Origin of the sequence: Aquabacterium sp. J223 (assembly GCF_024666615.1) — a bacterium.
Classification (GTDB): Bacteria; Pseudomonadota; Gammaproteobacteria; order Burkholderiales; family Burkholderiaceae_C; genus J223.
Map to the genome: position 1 here is coordinate 2,560,271 of NZ_CP088297.1, position 17,855 is coordinate 2,578,125.

The following is a 17,855-nucleotide window of genomic DNA, read 5'->3' on the forward strand; positions in this document are numbered from 1 at the left end:
ATCGGCCGGCCGGTGGACCGGACTTACCCGCTGCCCGGTAGAAGGTCACGCCAACCGCCCGCCTGCCGCGCCGGGCGTTCCAGGGGCCGCGGGCACCACCCCAGTCGGCCATCCGCCATTCGGATGACTCCCGCTTGACTTCCCCCAACTGAAGGGGCAGCGCCGCGGCTGGCAAAAAACATGCTGTAACTCACAAAATCCTTGGGAGGGGATCCGTGAGGGACGGTGTTGTCGGGCAGCGTGCCCGCGAAATGGGCGAACCACGGCGCACCCTGGTGCATGCCGAACTGGCCACCGTGCCGACAGCGGCGACGGCCGCATTGCCTCGTTCACTGAACCTGCTGCTGCAGCACCGGAACGTGCTGCTGCTGCAAGGACCGATGGGGCCCTTCTTCGACCGCCTGGCCGGCGTGCTGCAGCGCCGCGGCACGACGGTCACGAAGGTGCATTTCAATGGCGGTGACGAAACGTTCTTCTCCGCCGGCCGTGCGCTGGCGTTCGATGGCAGCGCGACGGAGTGGGAGGCCTGGTTGCGGCGGCTGCTGTGCACCGAGGGCCAGTCGGCGATCGTCCTGTTCGGCCAGATGCGTCCGCTGCACCAGGCGGCGTGCGGCGTCGCCGAATCGCTCGGCGTCGAGGTGTTCGTGCTGGAGGAGGGCTACTTCCGGCCGCACTACGTCACGCTGGAGCAGGGCGGCGTCAACGCGCGCAGCCGGCTGCCGCGCGACCTGGCGGCGCTGCGCCAGGCCCGACCGCCCAAGCCGCCGCGGCCGGCGGACACCCGCTCGCGCTTTCGCCGGGCGGCGTGGCATGCGGTGCGCTATGCGGTGGCCACGGCCGCCGCCCGCGGTCGCTACCCGCACTACCGCCACCACCGCGAGCTGGGCGTGGCGGAGGCCCTGCGATGGACCCGCGGCGGCCTGCGCAAGCTGCGCTACCGGTTGACCGAACGTGGGCTGCGGCAGCGGCTGTACGGCGAGGCGTCGCGCGGCAACTGGTTCCTGGTGCCGCTGCAGGTGCACAACGACAGCCAGGTCGTGCACTCCGACTTCGGCTCCATCGAGGTCTTCGTCGGCAACGTCATCGACTCCTTCGCCGACCACGCGCCGCCCGGGTCGCTGCTCGTCTTCAAGCACCACCCGATGGACCTGTCGCACCGGGACTATCGGCGGCTGCTCGCCCGGCTGGCCACCGAATGCGGCGTCGGCGACCGGGTGGTCTACCTGCACGACGGCCACCTGCCCACCCTGCTGCAGCGCGCCCGCGGCATGGTGACCATCAACAGCACCTCGGCGCTGCAGGCCCTGCACCACGGCTGCCCGGTGCTCACCCTCGGCGAGTCGTTCTACACCGTCGACGGCCTGGTGCGTCGCGGCGCGTTGCACGCCTTCTGGCGCGAGCCCGGCGAGGTCGATCCGCTGCTGTTCGCCCGCTACCGCAACCTGGTCGTCTCCGAATGCCAGCTCAATGCCAGCTTCCATGGCGACGCGCCGGTGTTCGACCTGCTCGGCGGCCCGCCGGCGGTGAACGAGCCCCGTGTGCGTGCGCCACGCTTCGGCCTGCGCTCGGCGCTGCAGCGCAGCTTCGTCTTCGCTTTCACCTGCTGTGCACTGGCCTCCGGCGTGCTGGCCGTGGCGCTGGCGACCTGAGGACGGGCATGGCGGGCAGCGCACGTCGGTCTCCCTGGGAAGTGCAGCGCCACGTGCTGTTCGCCCTCCTGCTGCGCGAGACCAAGACCCGCTTCGGCGGACGCTGGCTGGGCGTGTACTGGGCCCTGCTGGATCCGCTGGCCCAGGTGCTGGTGATGACCGTGCTGCTGGGAAGCCTGCACCGATCGGCGCTGCCCGGCGTGGAGCCGGCGGTGTTCCTGTTCGCCGGCATCCTGCCCTTCTACCTGTTCCGGAACGTGTCGCTGCGCCTGATGGAGGGCATCGACGCGAACCGGGCGCTGTTCGGATACCGGCAGGTCAAGCCGATCGACACGCTGGCCGCCCGCATGCTGCTGGAGACCGCGGTGTACCTGGCGGTGTCGGCCCTCATGCTGGGCGGCTTCGCGATCACCGGGCTGCCATGGGCGCCGGCGCGGCCGCTGGAACTGCTGGGCCTGGGCGGCGTGCTGTGCGCCGGCGCCTTCGGCCTTGGCCTGGCGCTGGCGGTGTTGACGCACCCGTTTCCGCAGACGCGCAGCGTGGTCCGGGTGGTGTTCCTGGTGCTCTACCTGGTGTCCGGCGCGCTGACCCCGATCCAGCTGGTCCCGCAGCCGTGGCGCTCATGGCTGCTGCTCAACCCGCTGCTGCACCTGGTCGAGCTGTCGCGGGCCTTCTTCATCCCCGGCTACCGGCTGGTCGAGGGCATCGACGCCGGCTACCTGTCGTTCTGGATGCTGGTGGCCGTCAGCGGTGGCCTCGGCCTGTACCACCTGCACCGCCACCGGCTGCTGGCGATCTGACATGAACCCCACCCGCTCACTGTCGCCGGCGGCCCCCGAGGGGGCGCCCCATGCCGTCGGGCGGCCGGGCGGCACCGGACATGATCGAACTGCAGGGCGTCACCAAGTACTACCCCGCGCCGGCCGGGCGCAAGTACGTCTTCCGGGACGTCAGCCTGCGCCTGCCCGACGGCGTCAGCGTCGGCGTGCTCGGCCCCAACGGCGCCGGCAAGTCCACGCTGCTGCGCCTGCTCGGCGGCATCGAGGCGCCGAACCGCGGGCGCATCGTCACCGACGCCCGCATCTCGTGGCCGGTCGGCCTGTCCGGCAGCTTCCAGGGCTCGCTGACGGGGCGCGACAACGTGCGCTTCGTCTGCCACCTGATGGGCCTGCACGGCGCGGCGGCGCGCGAGCGGGTGCGCTGGGTGGAGGAGTTCGCCGAGGTCGGCGAGGCCTTCGACCGGCCGACCAAGGGCTACTCGTCGGGCATGCGGTCGCGGCTGGCGTTCGGCCTCAGCATGGCCTTCGATTTCGACTACTACCTCATCGACGAGGTCATGGCCGTCGGCGACCCGGCGTTCCGCCGCAAGAGCCACGACACCTTCAAGCGGCGGCTGGCCTCGGCGCACGCCATCCTGGTGTCGCACCAGGTGGCCGACATCCGGGCCCTGTGCGACGTGGTGCTGCTGCTCGGGCCGGGCGGCCGGTGGCAGCTGTTCGACGACCGGGAGGCCGGCATCCAGGCCTACCTGGCCCTGGGCAGGCCCGCCGTGCCGGCGCCCGCGCCGACCCGAGCGGCCGAGGGGCTGACGGCATGACCCGGCTGCTGCGCGGTGGGGCCGGGCGCCTGGCCGCGCTGGTGGTCGCGCTGCCGCTGCTGCTGGCGCTGCTGTACCTGACGGTGCTCGCCGCCAACCGCTACGTCAGCGAATCGGTGGTCACCGTGCGGCAGGCGTCCGGCAACGGCGGCGGCCTGAGTGGCCTGGCCGCGCTGCTGCCCGGCGTGAACCCGCCGGCCCGCGACGACACGCTGTACCTGCGGCAGTTCATCCATTCGCTGGCGCTGCTGCAGCGGCTGGACGAGCGGCTGCAGCTGCGCGCGCACTTCGAGTCCGAGCGGGTCGACCCCCTTCTACCGGCTCTACCCCGGTACCAGCCAGGAGTGGTTCCTCGAGTACTACCGCGCGCGGGTGGAGCTGCTGTTCGACGACCTGTCCTCGCTGCTGACGGTGCGGGTGCAGGGCTTCGACCCGACGATGGCGCAGGCGCTGAACGCGGCCATCCTGGAAGAGTGCGAGACCTTCGTCAACGCCTTCTCGCAGAAGGTGGCGCGCGAGCAGATGGCCTTCGCCGAGGGCGAGCTGGCACGCGCCACCGAGCGGGTGCGCGGCTCGCAGTCGGCGCTGCTGGCCTTCCAGGCCCGCTATGCGCAGCTCGACCCGCTGGCCCAGGCGCAGAACGCCAACCGCATCGAGGGCGAACTGCAGTCGCAGGTGACGCGGCTCGAGACCGAGCTGCGCACCTTGAAGTCGTACCTGCACGACGACGCCCACCCGGTGCGCGCGGCCCGCCAGCAGCTCGACGCGCTGCGCCGTCAGCTGTCGGTGGAGCAGTTGCGCGTCACCGGCGCGGGCGACGACCGCCGCGTCAGCCGGCTGGCGGTGCAGTTCCAGGAACTGACGCTGCAGGCCCGCATCGCCGAGGACGCCTACAAGCTGGCCCTGTCCGCCGTCGAGACCGCGCGGGTGGAGGCCGGGCGCAAGCTGAAGAGCCTGGCCATCGTCGAGCCGCCCGCACGCCCCGAGATCGCGCTGTACCCGCGCCGGCTCTACACGCTCGCCACGCTGGCGGTGGTCTGCGTGCTGCTGTATGGCGCGCTGCGCCTGCTGCTGGCCACCATCCGAGAGCACCGGGATTGACATGAGACTGACGACCTTCGGCCGACGGATGGTCCTGGCGCTGTGCCTGGGCGCGGCTGGCGCGGGCGCCCAGCCGCTGGCCCTCGACGGCACCGGCACCGGCAGCGGCCCGCGCGGCCTGTCCGGCCCGCCGCCGCTGCGCGTGCCGCCCGCGGCGCCGGCGGCCGATCCGGCCGTCGTGCTGGCGCCCAGCGCCGCCCCGCTGCCGCCCAACCCGGTCACGGCGGCACAGCCGGTGGTGTTCGGCTCCCAGATGTTCACCGGCCGCTTCGCCGGCGAACGCGGCGGCGGCTTCAACGCCGACTACCGCGTCGCCGTCGGCGACCGCGTCGCGGTGCGCCTGTGGGGCGCCTTCCAGCACGACGCGGTGCAGTCGGTGGACCCGCAGGGCAACCTCTTCGTGCCCAACGTCGGCCCGGTGCAGGTGCTGGGCGTGCGCAACGCCGAACTCAACGCGCAGGTCGAAGCGCAGACCAAGAAGGTGTTCCGCGCCAACGTCGGGGTCTACGCCACGGTGGAAGGGTCGCAGCCGGTGAAGGTGTACGTCAGCGGCTTCGTGCGCGCACCGGGCCTGTACGCCGGGCTCAACAGCGACTCGGTGCTGAGCTACCTCGACCGTGCCGGCGGCATCGACCCCGACCGCGGCAGCTACCTGCAGGTGTCGGTGCTGCGCGCCGGGCAGGTGAGGGCGCGGCTGGACCTCTACCGCTTCCTGCTCGAAGGCCGGCTGGAGCAGGTGCAGCTGCAGGACGGCGACACCATCGTCGCCGCGCCGCGCGGCCCGGTGGTGCAGGTGGGCGGCGAGGTCCAGAACCCCTACGTGTTCGAGTTCCACGAGGGCCGCATCACCGGCGCGCAGCTGCTGGCGCTGGCCCGGCCCAAACCGGCGGCCACCCACCTGAGCATCGTGCGCATGCGCGGCGCCGACCGGCGCAGCGAGTACCAGCCGCTCGCCGCCGCCGCCACGGTCGAGATCGCCGACGGCGACGAGGTGACCGTCACCTCCGACCGCTACCCCGGCACCATCCTGGTCCGGCTGGAGGGCGCGCACCTCGGCGAGCGCGCGCTGGTGATGCCCTATGGCGCCACGCTGCAGGACGCGCTGGCGCGGCTGAAGCCCGCGCCGCAGGCCGACGCCCAGGCCGCCCAGTTGTTCCGACGGTCCGTCGCCCTGCGGCAGAAGGAGATGCTGCTGGCCTCGCTGCGCGGCCTGGAGACCTACGCCCTGACCGCGCGCAGCGCGACCAGCGAGGAAGCCGCGCTGCGCCACCGGGAGGCCGAACTCATCCTGCAGTTCGTCGAGCGGGCCAAGGCCGTGCAGCCGCGTGGCCAGGTGGTGCTGGCCCAGCGCACCGAGGCGCGCAACACCCTGCTGGAGGACGGCGACGTCATCCGCATCCCCGAGCGCAGCAACCTGGTGCTGGTCAGCGGCGAGGTGCTGTTCCCCAACGCGCTGGTGTGGGACGGCGGCGCCCGGGCCGACGACTACATCCGCCTGGCCGGCGGCTTCAACCAGGGCGCCGAGCGGGCGCGGGTGCTGGTCATCCACCCCGACGGCTCGGTCGACGAGGCCGGCAGCGCGGCGCTCAAGCCGGGCGACGAGATCATGGTGCTGCCCAAGATCGAGACCAAGAGCATCGAGATCACCCGCGGCATCACCCAGATCGTCTACCAGATCGCCATCGCGGCGCGGGTGTTCCTGGGCTTATGAGCGCGCTGCCGTCCTCCATTCATCGGCCAGATCCCGAGCCAGGCCGCGGCCCGTTGCCGATGTCGCCGGCGGCCGCGCTGCTGGCATTGGGAGACGTGCAGTGGCAGGAGGGCCGCACCGTGCGCCTGCTGCAGGGGCCGCTGCTGCGCCATGCCCGCGGACGTTGGCTGCACGTGCAACTGGGCGGGCGGGCGTCCTCGCAGCTGTGCTGGCAGGTCGATGGGCAGGACGGCCGCTGGCCGAGCGGCTTGGTCCCCGTGGAGGCCGGCGGCGACGACGAAGGGCGCAGCTGGTTCTTCCTCGCGCCGCTGACGGGACAGGTGGCCCTGCTCGGGCCCGAGCCGCTGCTGTCGCGGGTGTGGGTGGCCGGCTACTGGAGTGGCGAGCAGCCGGCCAGGGACGCGCTGTTGCCGGTCTCGCAGGTCACCGCCGCGCGGCTGCATCAATGGCAGGTTGACGAGACCCGCCAGCTGTCGCTCACCGACGACCCGGCGTGGCCGCTGCTCGCCACCGGCGACGACCCGCAGCTTCGCTTCAACGCCCTGCCGCCGCGCCGGCAGCGCTGGCTGGACCTGTCGCTCGACGTGGAGGCGGCGGACGCCGGTCCGCCGGTCGCCTACGTGCCGGCGCGCGGCCGCGGCTACGACCATTGCAGCCGCGCCACGTCGTTCACCTGCGTCGACGAGACGGCGTCGGGCCGCCGCTGGAGCGCCCGGCTGCAGGCCCCGCTCGGCGCCAGCCGCTGGCGGCTCGATCCCGTCGACCGGCCCGGTCGGCTGCGGCTGGAGGCCCTCGGCTGTGAAGCCAGGCGTGGCGAGCCGCCGCTCTGGCAGCGCTGGGCCGAGGCGGTGCGCCGCCAACTCCATGTGCCACGGTGGTGGGGGGATGGGCGGCGGCTGGCAGCCTGCGGTCGGGTTGCTACCGCTGGGGCGGCGTCGTTTCCGCTCGCTGGGTGTCGATCCTCAGTTCCACCTCGACCGGCCGGTGCATGGCGGCTGGTACATGCTGGAGCTGGCGCTGAAACTGCCGGCCGCGCGGGCGAGGGCTCGGCTCTACGCCGACTTCGGCGAGGGCTGGAACGAGCAGCACGCCTGGGACCTGCCCCTGCGCAGTGGCCGCCTGGCCAAACGGCTGGTATGGCTGCCGATGGCGGCACGCCTGCGCCTCGATCCGCTGGCCCATCCCGGAGAGTTCGCCTTGCAGCGCTGCGGCCTCAAGCGGGTGCCCGCGCACTTCGCGCTGGATCGCATGCGGCGCAAGCTGGCCACGGCCATCGGCCGGGCGCCGACGGCGCTGGCCGATGCGACGACCGAGGTCCTGTGGGCCGACTACTGCAGCCTGTTCCGTCCCGACTCGACCGGCCCGGTGGCCTACGAAGACTGGATTGCGAAGGTGGAGCAGCCGGCCCTGCCGACCGCGGCCACGCGCGAACAGTGCCTGCGCGACTGGAAGCAGCTGCCGCGCTTCTCCATCGTGCTGCCGGTGTTCAACCCCGAGCCGCGCTGGCTGGCGGCTTGCCTGGACAGCGTGCGCGCCCAGCACTACCCGCACTGGCAGCTGTGCATCGCCGACGACGCCTCCACCGACCCCGAGGTCCGCACGCTGCTGGCGCGGCAGGCCGCCGCCGACCCGCGCCTGCGCATTGCCTGGCGCGAGCGCAACGGCCACATCTGCGCGGCGAGCAACGACGCGCTGGCCCTGGCCGACGGCGACTTCGTGGTGCTGCTCGACCACGACGACGTGCTGGCGCCGCAGGCGCTGTTCGCGCTGGCCGAGGCGCTGCAGCGCCGGCCGAGCGCGCAGATCTTGTACTCGGACGAGGACAAGCTGGACGCCGACGGCAACCGCTGCGAACCCTTCTTCAAGCCCGACTGGTCGCCCGACCTGCTGCGCAGCCAGAACTACGTCTGCCACCTCGGCGCCTACCGCCGCCAGCTGGTCGACCAAGTGGGCGGCTTCCGCCTCGGCTACGAGGGCAGCCAGGACTACGACCTGCTGCTGCGCTGCGCGGCCCGGGTGGCCGATCGCGATGACATCGTCCACCTGCCCCAGGTGCTGTACCACTGGCGCAAGTCGGCCGCCTCCTCGGCCGCCGACCACGACCACAAGCCCTACGCCACCGCGGCGGCGCTGCGCGCGCTGCAGGACGCGGCCGACGCTGAAGGCCGGGGCGTTCAGGTCAGCGTGCTCGCGCCGGGCCTGTACCGCCAGCTTTGGCCGCTGCCGCAGCCGGCGCCGCTGGTCAGCCTGATCGTGCCCACGCGCGACGGGCTGGACGTGCTGCGCCAGTGCATCGACTCCATCCTGGAACGCACCCGCTACCGCCCCTTCGAGGTCATCGTGGTGGACAACCAGTCCAGCCAGCCGCAGACCCTGGCCTACCTGGACGAGCTGCGGCGGCGCGGCGATGCCGACCCCGAACGCCGCCTGCGCGTGCTGCGCTACGACGCGCCCTTCAACTACTCCGCGATCAACAACGCCGCGGTGCGCGAGGCCGCCGGCGAGGTGGTCGGCCTGATCAACAACGACATCGAGGTCATCAGCCCCGACTGGCTGGAAGAGATGGTCGGTCATGCCCTGCGGCCCGAGGTCGGCTGCGTGGGCGCCAAGCTGTACTACCCCGACGACACCGTGCAGCACGCGGGCGTGGTGCTGGGCATCGGCGGCGTGGCCGGGCATTCGCACAAGTACTTCCCGCGCAGCGCCGACGGCTACTTCAGCCGGCTGCGCGTCGCGCACAACGTCAGCGCCGTCACCGGCGCGGCGCTGCTGGTGCGCAAGGCGCTGTACCAGTCGGTCGGCGGCCTCGATGCCGAGCACCTGGCGGTGGCCTTCAACGACGTGGACTTCTGCCTCAAGGTGCGGCAGGCCGGCTACCTCAACGTCTTCACGCCGTTCGCCGAGCTGCGCCACCACGAATCGCGCACCCGCGGCGCCGACGTGACGCCGCTGCAGCAGGCACGTTTTCGTCAAGAGGTCGAGGCCATGCGCCGCCGCTGGGGCGCGGCCCTCGACACCGATCCCTTCTACAGCCCGCACTTGAGCCGTTCGCGGGAGGACTACTCACTGCAGTTGCCATTCCAACGGCCACCCGAGCCGATCACCTCCACCGGAACCTCGCCGTGAAGCTCTTCTCCAGCCCCAGCAAACCGCCCGGCCAGAAAACAATGCTGCCGGCGCTTCAACTGCCCAATGTCCAGAACATGCCGGCGGCGCTGTCGGCCTCGCTCGGCTTGGAGGGCCCCAGCGTCAAGGTCGACCTGGCCTGCCGTTTCGACGGCGTCCTGGTCGTCGCCGGCTGGTGCACGGGCAGCGCCACGCTCGGCTTGGCGGTGAGCACCAAACCGCTGCAATGCCGTCATGTTTCGCTGTCTCGCACCGACGTGGCCCTGCACTTCGGACTGGACAGCGCCGAGAACTTGGGCTTCGTCCTGGTCGCCCAGGCGCACGAGGACGACGCGGTGAGCCTGACCTGGCGCCTGCCCGGCGACGGCGTCGGCGGTGGGTCCGCGCCGCTCGTCTTCGGCACCGAGCCGGCTTTCGACGGCGCCGAGGTGCAATTGCTCGGACCGGCCATGGGCCTGCTGGCGTTGGGCGAACCGGCGCACTCGCCGTCGTGGCGCAGCCTGATCGCCCGTACGCCGCAGGTTTCGGCGCCTTGCCGCAGCGCAAGGGGGTTCCTCGAGGGTGCCGCCGCCAGCGATCTGTCCAAGGAGGGGGTGGCCTTCGGCTGGGTGGTGCAGATGCCGGGCACCGTCGTGTGGTTGGAGGATGAACAGGGGGACACGTACCCGCTGGAGGGCGCCTTCCGCCGCTTCCGCGAGGATGTGCATGAGGCCACGCACGGCGAGTTCGGTGCCGCCAGCCGCGATGCGGGGTTCATCGTGCGCTTGCGCGGCTTGAAGCCATCCGGCCAGGTCCGGCTCAAGGCACTGTCGGAACTCGGCGTCCACGTCCTCAGTTCGGCACATGCGAGCACGCTGCCCATCGACCCGGTGGCCGCCGCCCGTTGGCTGTTCTCCATCCACACGCCGATGTCGGAGATGCACCGGCGGGTGCCGCTGGTCGATGAACCGCTGCTGCGCGGGCTGATGGAACACCGACAAAGCGTCTGGGAGCAGCTGCCGGCCAAGGTTCGTCAGCTCGGCACGCCGGTGATCAAGCCGCAGGTGGCCATCGTGGTGCCGCTGTACGGACGCTGCGACTTCGTCGAGCACCAGCTCATCGAGTTTGCGGCCGACCCGTGGCTGAAGGCCAACGCGGAGCTGGTCTACGTCATCGACGACCCGCGGCTGGTGGAACCCTTCGCCAACCAGGCGGAGGCGCTTCACCGGCTCTACCAGCTGCCCTTCCGCTGGGTGTGGGGCAGCGTGAACCGGGGCTTCTCGGGTGCCAACAACCTGGGCCTGCAGCACACCGTCGCGCCTCGCGTGATCTTCCTCAACAGCGATGCCTTTCCGCAGCAGACGGGCTGGGCGGCGCAGATGTGCCAAGCGCTCGACACACGCCCCGACCTTGGTGCGTTGGGCGTGCGGCTGGTGTTCCCTGACGGCGCCATGCAGCACTGCGGCATGGAGTTTCAGCGCCGGGAGGAACTGGGCATCTGGATCAACCACCATCCCCGTATGGGGCTGGACCCGAAGCTCGACGTGCACAAGGGCCTTCGCAGCGTCACCTGCGTCACCGGGGCCTGCATCGCCGTTCGGCGCCAGCAGCTTCTGGAACTCGGCGCCTGGGACGCGGGCTACCTCATCGGCGATTTCGAGGACTCGGACCTGTGCCTCAAGCTGCGCAATGCGGGTCTGGAGATCGGCTACCTGCCGGACGTGCAACTCGTCCACCTGGAGCGGCAAAGCTTCAAGCTGCTGGGCCAAGACGAGTTCCGCCATCGCGTGGTCATCTACAACGCCGTGCGGCACCAGACCCGATGGCAAGGGCTGATCGAGAAGGGACCCGGAGCGGCGCAGCCCGGCGCGTGGCCCAGACCCCTGCTCACGGCCTGAGGTGGCGACGATGACCCAACGCCACCGCATCCTCGTCATGGCCCACGCCCACCCGGACTTCAGTTTGGGTGGCGGTGAGATCGCCGCCTACAACCTGTTCAAGGCCTACCGCGGGCTGCCCGAGGTGGAGGACGCCTGGTTCCTGGCCCGCGCCGACCGGGGGCGCGGCCCGACCGGCGCCATCACCATGCGTCGCAGCAACGAATACCTGTGGGAGCAGGCGGTGCACGACTGGCACGCCATGAAGGCGGTGCACCAGGAGTCGCTCACCACCTGGTTCGCGGATCTGGTGCGCGAGCTGCGGCCGACGGTGGTGCACACCCACCACTATGCGCACCTGGGGCTGGAGTACCTGCGCGTCATCAAGCAGGTCGACCCGTCGATCCGCCTCGTGCTCACCCTGCACGAGTACATGGCCATCTGCCGCAACAACGGCCAGATGATCAAGACCGGCAGCTTCAAGCTGTGCAGCCGGGAAAGCTTCGACGAATGCCACCGCTGCTTCCCCGACAAGTCGGCGGAGGACTTCTGGATGCGCAAGCACTACTTCCAGAGCCATTTCAAGCTGGTGGACCAGTTCATCGCACCGTCGGACTTCCTGCGCCAGCGCTACATCGACTGGGGGCTGCCGGCCGACAAGATCGTCACCATCGAGAACGGCCAGTCGGACGAGCCGCCTCTGCCGCCGCGTCCGCTGGCCGAGGGCGAGACGCGCAACCGCTTCGGGTTCTTCGGGCAGATCAACCCCTACAAGGGCCTGGACGTGGTGATGCAGGCGCTTCACGACCTGCCCAAGGCGGAGCGAAAGAAGATCGTGCTGGAGGTCCACGGTGCCAACCTGGAGTTGCAGCCGGCGGAGTACCGGGAGAAGGTTGAGACGCTGCGCAAGCCGCTCATCGACCAGGGCGTGGTGCAGTGGGTCGGCCCCTACCAGCCGCACGAGTTGCGCACCCGAATGGCCACCATCGACTGGGTGGTGGTGCCGTCGATCTGGTGGGAGAACTCGCCGATGGTGATCCAGGAGGCCTTCGTGTCGGGGCGGCCGCTCGTCGTCTCCGACATCGGGGGGCATGGCCGAGAAAGTGAAGAACGGCGTGGACGGTGTGCACGTTCCCGCCGGCAACGTGTTGGCTTGGCGTCGGACCCTGGTCCAACTGTGCAGCCAGTCCGAGACATGGGACCGACTCAAGTCCGCCTGTGTGCCGCCTCTTTCCTTTTCCAGGTGCGCTGCGGAGCACTTGCAGCTCATCGGGCGTTGAGGCATGTCACCTGCTGCAGCACGAGACAACGGGGTGTTGATCACGGGGACCCTGCCGACCCTTGACTCCCGGTCGTGGTTTGAACCGCCGGTCGTTATCCAGGCCACCCTTGTGCCCTACAACAGGGTAGAAGTTGGCAGCTTCACCGGCATCTTCGGGGGCCGACTGGGGCATTGCAGCATTGGTCGCTACTGCTCGATTGCGCCCGGCGTCGACATCGCCTCCGACCAACATCCAACGTCATGGCTGTCCTCCTCCATGATTCAGTACGTGCCGAATGTCCATGGATGGGGTGAGTGGCTGCAGTCCCACGGGCATGACTACCACAAGCCGGTCCGAAGCTATTCGTCAAACGCCACGGTCGTGATAGGGCATGACGTGTGGATCGGCCAGGGAGTGTTCGTGAAGTCCGGGGTCACCATTGGAAACGGCGCGGTGGTGGCAGCCCACTCCGTCGTGATCGAAGACGTGCCAGCCTACGCGGTGGTCGCCGGTGTTCCGGCAAAGGTCAAGCGTCTTCGATTCGACGACAACACCATTGATCGACTTCTGAAGGCGCAATGGTGGAAGTACAACGTGACCGCCATCGGGTCGATCAACTTCGACGACGTCAACTTGGCGCTCGACCAGCTTGCAGAAGCCATCGAGGACGGCCGACTAACGGAGTTCAGTCCCCCGAAGGTGTACCCCGAGAAGAGGGCGGAGAAGTGAAGGCGTTCTTGTTCGGCTTTTCGCCCTCCCTGGAGGCTGCACCGCTGCTGCCGACCGAGCGGGCGCTGCAACTCGTCGGTGACAACACGGGGAATCTGGCCTTCTGCTACGCCATTTCACAGCACCTGGGCGGGGATCTCCGTTCGATCCTGTGGCACGCAGAACCGCCGGCGGTCGAGCGCTTGGGCGACGTCGGCGTTCTCACGCTGGCCAACCAGTTGGGCAGCCATGTCGACCTTGGCTATCTGGTTGACAGCTTCCGTCGCCTTGACGTCCGGCTGGTCGGCATCGGACTGGGGGCGCAGGCAGGGCATGCCGAAGAGAATGTCGACATCCCCCAGGGCACCCTCGACTGGATCCGCGCCATACAGGATCACTCGCCCTCCGAGTCGCCGAACCTGGCGATGCGAGGCGAGTTCAGCAGGCGATCCCTCGAGCGATATGGCCTCGCGGACAAGGCAGTGGTCACCGGGTGCCCGACGCTGTTCATCAATCCCGACCCAGGCCTGGGTCGCAAGATCGTCGACCGGTGGAATGGGAAGCCCGAACTCATCGCCGTGACGGCTGGGCATCAGCGCTGGACCCACCTGAGCCGTTTGGAGGCCTCGCTGGTGCAGATGGCCTGCTCGACAGGGGGAGACTACATCTGCCAGAGCCCGCTTGAAATGGTGCGGGTCGGTCGCGGGGAAGCGGGGTCGTTGGATCACGAGGTGGCCGATGCCTGTCGGCAGTACGCCGCTCCTTGGATGTCGGATGTGGAGTTCTCCCGCTGGACCCAGCGCCACGCTCGATCGTTTTTCTCCGCCGCTTTCTGGATGGACCACCTGAGGCGGTTCGACTTCGTGGTGGGAACGCGGATCCACGGCGTCATGCTTGCCCTCCAGGTCGGTGTGCCTGCGATGTGTGTGGCCCACGACTCCAGGACCTTGGAACTGTGCGCCACCATGAAGGTGCCGCATGTCGAAGCGAAGGACGTCAGCAGAGGAATCACACGAGACATGCTTTCGCGCCTGTTCCAGTTTGACGCCGATGCGTTCGACAAGAACAGACTCACCCTGGCGGCGCGGTATGTCAGGTTTTTGCGGAGCAATGGACTCGAACCCGCCACCTGGCTCGCGTCAATTGCGCAACCGGCGAAGGATTGAGGACGCCGTGATGCGTCATTGGATCCTTGTTGTCCTGGCAACGGCGCTTCTTTCCGGTCGCCTGTATGGGGCGGAGCTCGTGTTGAGCCCAGCTGGACCGGAAGAGGTGGTCTTCAAGTGGGAGGTGGACCGCTGCGACGCAGAGGACTTTCCTGACTCCCCTGCACGCGCCTACCGACGCGGCGACGGCAAGCTGGTCGTCAGCGCTGCTCACTTCACCAATCTGCAACGGGTCGGCGATGGTTTCGATCACCTGAGGTCGTCCTGCCGCTCCATCTTCCGTTCGGCGATGGACAGCAGGCCGGACGCCTTTAACGCCCGAACATGGCTTCAGACCTTCTACGTCGTCGGCGACGACAAGGTCGTCGCCCTTGGCAGTGCCGACTACCACGGTGAGTGGTTCAACAACTGCAATTCGAGGGGGATACCAGGAACGAATTGCTGGTGGAGCGCCTTGATCGTCGCCATTTCGACCGACGGCGGCCAGTCCTTCGAGGCGCCGCAGCCGCCGCATCACATCATGGCCCGGCCGCAGATTGAGTATTCGCCAGACGCCCGCTCACCCACCGGCTACTTCACCACCTCGAACATCGTGCGCGGTCGCGATGGCGCCTACTACACGCTGGTGTTCTCGTTCGGGCATGCTGGACAGTCGCGAGGCGTCTGTCTGCTGCGCGCCCTTGATCCAGCCGAACCTTCCCAGTGGCGCGCCTTTGATGGCGAGGCGTTCCGTGTCGATTTGCGGCCGGGACAGGTTCAAGGCCTCGGGGCTCAGGCCGAAGCGGGTTGCAAGACCATGGCGAACCTCGACGCGCCGGTGCGCAGCCTGCTGTGGCATCAGGACAGCGGGCGGTACGTGGCGGTCCTGGCGAGTTGGAGTCGAGCCGGTGCGACGACCGACGCCGGTGTGAGGATCGAATTCCAGACCGCGACGTCCAGCGATCTGTGGCGGTGGACTCGTCCCCGGCCGTTTGCGTCGATGGTGTCGAAGTCAGGATGCCCTCGACCCCTGGAAGACGTGGCCTACCCGTCTCTCATCGATCATGAGTCGCAGGACCGAAACTTCGGCACCCTGGGCTCTCGGGCCTATGTCTATTACACGCGGTTCAACCGGCCCGGGGGCTGCGGCGCCACACCGAACCGCGATCTCATCCGGTTTCCCGTGCGGGTATCGACGAATGAGTAGTGCGGTGGGCGAGCGGCTGAGGGCATCCATACGCCGCCTTGGTGCGGGCTTCGACGGTTTGCGCCGCGTCGGGCCGACGAAGTCGTCGCCCGAATCGGCCCATCGCGGCGCCGCACGAACGTCGGACGGCTGGTTGCTGGTTGGCGCCTGGAACGGGCCGTCCTACTTTTTTCTTCTGTCGACCGAAGTCGGGCCGCTTCGTGAGGAGGAAGCGGTGGTGCCCCTGGACGAGCTTCTTCAGAATCGACCCGACGTGGTGATCTCCAGGTATCTGGAGCGTCATCAGGCCCTCGCCCTGTGGAAGCATCGGCAGGCGCTGAAAAGGATCGTCTACTTCATGGACGACGACTTGATGGACGAGGCGGCGGTCCGGACGTTGCCCGAGCCCTATCGGTCAAAGGTCGGTCGCGGCGCGCTGCACCAGCGAAAGATGATCGAGTCGTTGTGCAACGAGTTTTGGGTGTCGACACCCTACCTCGCGCAGAAATACGCCCATTGGCAACCCAGGACGCTGCCCCCGCGACCGCTGCGCCTCACGATGGAATCCGGCCCACCGACGTGGATCTGCTACCACGGTACCGCCTCGCACGAGGCGGAGTTCCAGTGGCTCGTCCCGGTGATTGAGGGAGTGCAATCGCGGTTGACGTCAAGCCGCATGGAGGTCTTCGGCGGCCACAAGACTTACAAGCGATTCTCCTCGCTCCCTCGTGTCAACGTCCTTCACCCCATGACCTGGCCCAACTACCTGGACTACACCGCCGGCGTGCGGCGGGACATCGCGTTGGCGCCGCTGCTGCCGTCGTTGTTCAATGCGGGGCGAGCGCCCACCAAGTTCTTCGACCACGCGCGCATGCATGCCGTCGGCCTTTACAGCGATGTCGAGCCGTACCGCAGCTTTGTCCGCGATGGCGTCGATGGGCTGCTGCTGCCCAACGATGCCGATCGCTGGGTGACCGCCATCCTGGAACTGGCCGCCGATGCGCCGAGGCGGCAGCGCATGGCCGCTGCTGCCCGTGACCGGGCCATGGCGCTGGCGTATTGATGGACGTCGTGGCAGCCGCGTCTCCGGTCGTCGCGTCGCTGCGCCTGAGCAGGGACATGCCCCCGGCCGTCCATCGCTGGACGCTGGACCTTCCGCGTGACGGTGCGGCATTGGACGTGACGGCGGGCTGCCTGCGTCTGCAGGGCTGGCTGCTCCTTCGGCAGGAGGCGCTCGGCGAGCCGCCGTTCGTGGTCTGGCGCGCGGAGGGCGCCGCCGGGTCGGATGCGGTCCAGCGCCAGGCGTTCAACAACGGCCGACCCGATGTGATCCAGCGGGTGCTCGGCGAGCCGCCGTCCGGCCATGCGCAACTGCGTTGCGGCTTCACGGTGGAGGTGCCGCTGCCGGTGCGCGCAATCGAACTCGGCTTCGGGCTGCCCGACGGGCAGGTCTTCTGGGCCGTTTCTCTGCAGTTGCGCGACGGTCCGAGGGTGCTCGAAGGCTCTGACGGCTGGCTCTTCCTCGACAACGACACCAACCGCAGCGTCGACCAGTTCACCGGTGACCTGCGCCTGGACGAGGAAGGGCTGCGGCGCTGGCAGCGTTATCTGGCCGACGTTCGGCAACTGGCGTTGCAGATGCGCATGCGGCATGCGCTGCTCATCGCGCCGTCGAAGGAAGAGGTGCTGCGGCAGCAGTACCCGCATGCCCGCGCCGCCCAGACGGTGCTCGACCAGGTGTGCAGCCTGGCCCAGCCGGAGGATGGCCTCGTCGACGGTGCCAAGGTGCTGGCGGCGGCGCCGTCGCCGCAGGACTGCTTCAAGCGGACGGACACGCATTGGACCGACCGTGGCGCCTGGCGCGCCACGCTGGCAGCGCTGCAGGTGCTGGGCCTGGACACGGCGCCCGCCGTCGCCCGCTGTTCGGACGACGCCTACCGCATGGAGCCCTACGTCGGTGATCTCGGCGGCAAGCTGGTGCCGGCGCGCAGCGCGCCAACGGAATTCCTGGACGGCCCGCCGCCGGAGGAGGGGGCGGTGTTCGACAACCGGTTGCCCAACATCGGCCGCGTGATCGTGTTCGACGGATGGCCGCAGCCGTGCTTCGAGCAGCGGCTGCTGGTCTTCGGCGCCTCGTCGGCTTATCCCATGCTCAAGTACCTGAAGCGGCTGTTCCGGCGCACGGTGTTCGTCCACAGCGCAGGCAAGGTGGACAGCCGGGTGGTCGAGCACGAGCGGCCGGACCTGCTGCTCTGCCAGTCGACCGCGCGGTTCCTGATCGAGCCGCCGTCCTGCGATTTCGTGTTGGCGGACGCGGTGCGCACCAAGCTGGCCGAAGCCGGCCCTGCCTGGCGAGCCGAGGCGGCGTCTCGGTCCTTGGCGGTCGATCCGCTCAACGTTTTCTATGCCCGCCTGCTCGAGCCCGACCATGGCGCTTGACCGGGGTGTGTGTCGGATGCCCGCCGGACCATCGGCATGGGGCCGCGGAGCCGGGCGGTGTGCCACATCGTTTGG

The 17,855-nt window shown here is 69.3% G+C and carries 13 protein-coding genes; all 13 read left to right on the plus strand.

Annotation, left to right across the window (positions count from 1 at the left end; genetic code table 11):
* Positions 1-251: 251 nt before the first annotated feature.
* The 13 genes from LRS07_RS12300 (at position 252) to LRS07_RS12360 (ending at position 17,780) form a co-directional block, all read left to right on the plus strand.
* Complete coding sequence (locus tag LRS07_RS12300; protein ID WP_260498325.1) at positions 252-1,649, plus strand: capsule polysaccharide biogenesis protein; 1,398 nt, start codon at positions 252-254, stop codon at positions 1,647-1,649.
* 53 nt (positions 1,650-1,702) lie between these two features.
* Entirely contained in the window at positions 1,703-2,449 is a 747-nt protein-coding gene (locus LRS07_RS12305; protein ID WP_260498326.1) for an ABC transporter permease, read from the plus strand.
* 50 nt (positions 2,450-2,499) lie between these two features.
* Positions 2,500-3,246, plus strand: a complete 747-nt coding sequence (locus tag LRS07_RS12310; protein ID WP_260498327.1) for an ABC transporter ATP-binding protein — start codon at positions 2,500-2,502, stop codon at positions 3,244-3,246.
* Positions 3,247-3,618: 372 nt separating this feature from the next.
* Positions 3,619-4,347, plus strand: a complete 729-nt coding sequence (locus tag LRS07_RS12315; RefSeq protein ID WP_260498328.1) for a KpsE/RkpR family capsule polysaccharide export protein — start codon at positions 3,619-3,621, stop codon at positions 4,345-4,347.
* A 1-nt stretch (position 4,348) separates the two neighbouring features.
* On the plus strand, positions 4,349-6,058 hold the full coding sequence (locus LRS07_RS12320; protein ID WP_260498329.1) for a polysaccharide biosynthesis/export family protein: 1,710 nt from the start codon (positions 4,349-4,351) through the stop codon (positions 6,056-6,058).
* Positions 6,059-6,943: 885 nt separating this feature from the next.
* A complete protein-coding gene (locus tag LRS07_RS12325; RefSeq protein WP_260498330.1) occupies positions 6,944-9,184 on the plus strand; it encodes a glycosyltransferase family 2 protein in 2,241 nt (746 codons plus the stop codon).
* Positions 9,181-11,061 carry a glycosyltransferase family 2 protein gene (locus tag LRS07_RS12330; RefSeq protein WP_260498331.1) on the plus strand — a complete coding sequence of 627 codons (1,881 nt, stop codon included), beginning with the start codon at positions 9,181-9,183 and terminating at the stop codon, positions 11,059-11,061. Before LRS07_RS12325 ends, LRS07_RS12330 begins: the two co-directional genes overlap by 4 nt.
* Before the next feature lie 10 nt (positions 11,062-11,071).
* On the plus strand, positions 11,072-12,385 hold the full coding sequence (locus LRS07_RS12335) for a glycosyltransferase (protein WP_260498332.1): 1,314 nt from the start codon (positions 11,072-11,074) through the stop codon (positions 12,383-12,385).
* Positions 12,354-13,031 (plus strand): CatB-related O-acetyltransferase, encoded by a 678-nt coding sequence (locus LRS07_RS12340; protein WP_260498333.1) that lies wholly within the window; start codon positions 12,354-12,356, stop codon positions 13,029-13,031. The genes LRS07_RS12335 and LRS07_RS12340 overlap by 32 nt, the downstream gene beginning before the upstream one ends.
* Positions 13,028-14,176, plus strand: a complete 1,149-nt coding sequence (locus LRS07_RS12345) for a polysaccharide pyruvyl transferase family protein (RefSeq protein WP_260498334.1) — start codon at positions 13,028-13,030, stop codon at positions 14,174-14,176. The genes LRS07_RS12340 and LRS07_RS12345 overlap by 4 nt, the downstream gene beginning before the upstream one ends.
* Before the next feature lie 10 nt (positions 14,177-14,186).
* The gene (locus LRS07_RS12350; RefSeq protein ID WP_260498335.1) at positions 14,187-15,362 is read left to right on the plus strand and encodes a hypothetical protein; all 1,176 of its coding nucleotides are present in this window, start codon (positions 14,187-14,189) and stop codon (positions 15,360-15,362) included.
* A 4-nt stretch (positions 15,363-15,366) separates the two neighbouring features.
* Positions 15,367-16,404, plus strand: a complete 1,038-nt coding sequence (locus LRS07_RS12355; protein WP_260498336.1) for a glycosyltransferase family protein — start codon at positions 15,367-15,369, stop codon at positions 16,402-16,404.
* Between the two features lie 56 nt (positions 16,405-16,460).
* Positions 16,461-17,780: an alginate O-acetyltransferase AlgX-related protein gene (locus LRS07_RS12360; protein WP_260498337.1), complete on the plus strand. Its 1,320-nt coding sequence runs from the start codon at positions 16,461-16,463 to the stop codon at positions 17,778-17,780.
* Positions 17,781-17,855 lie beyond the last annotated feature (75 nt).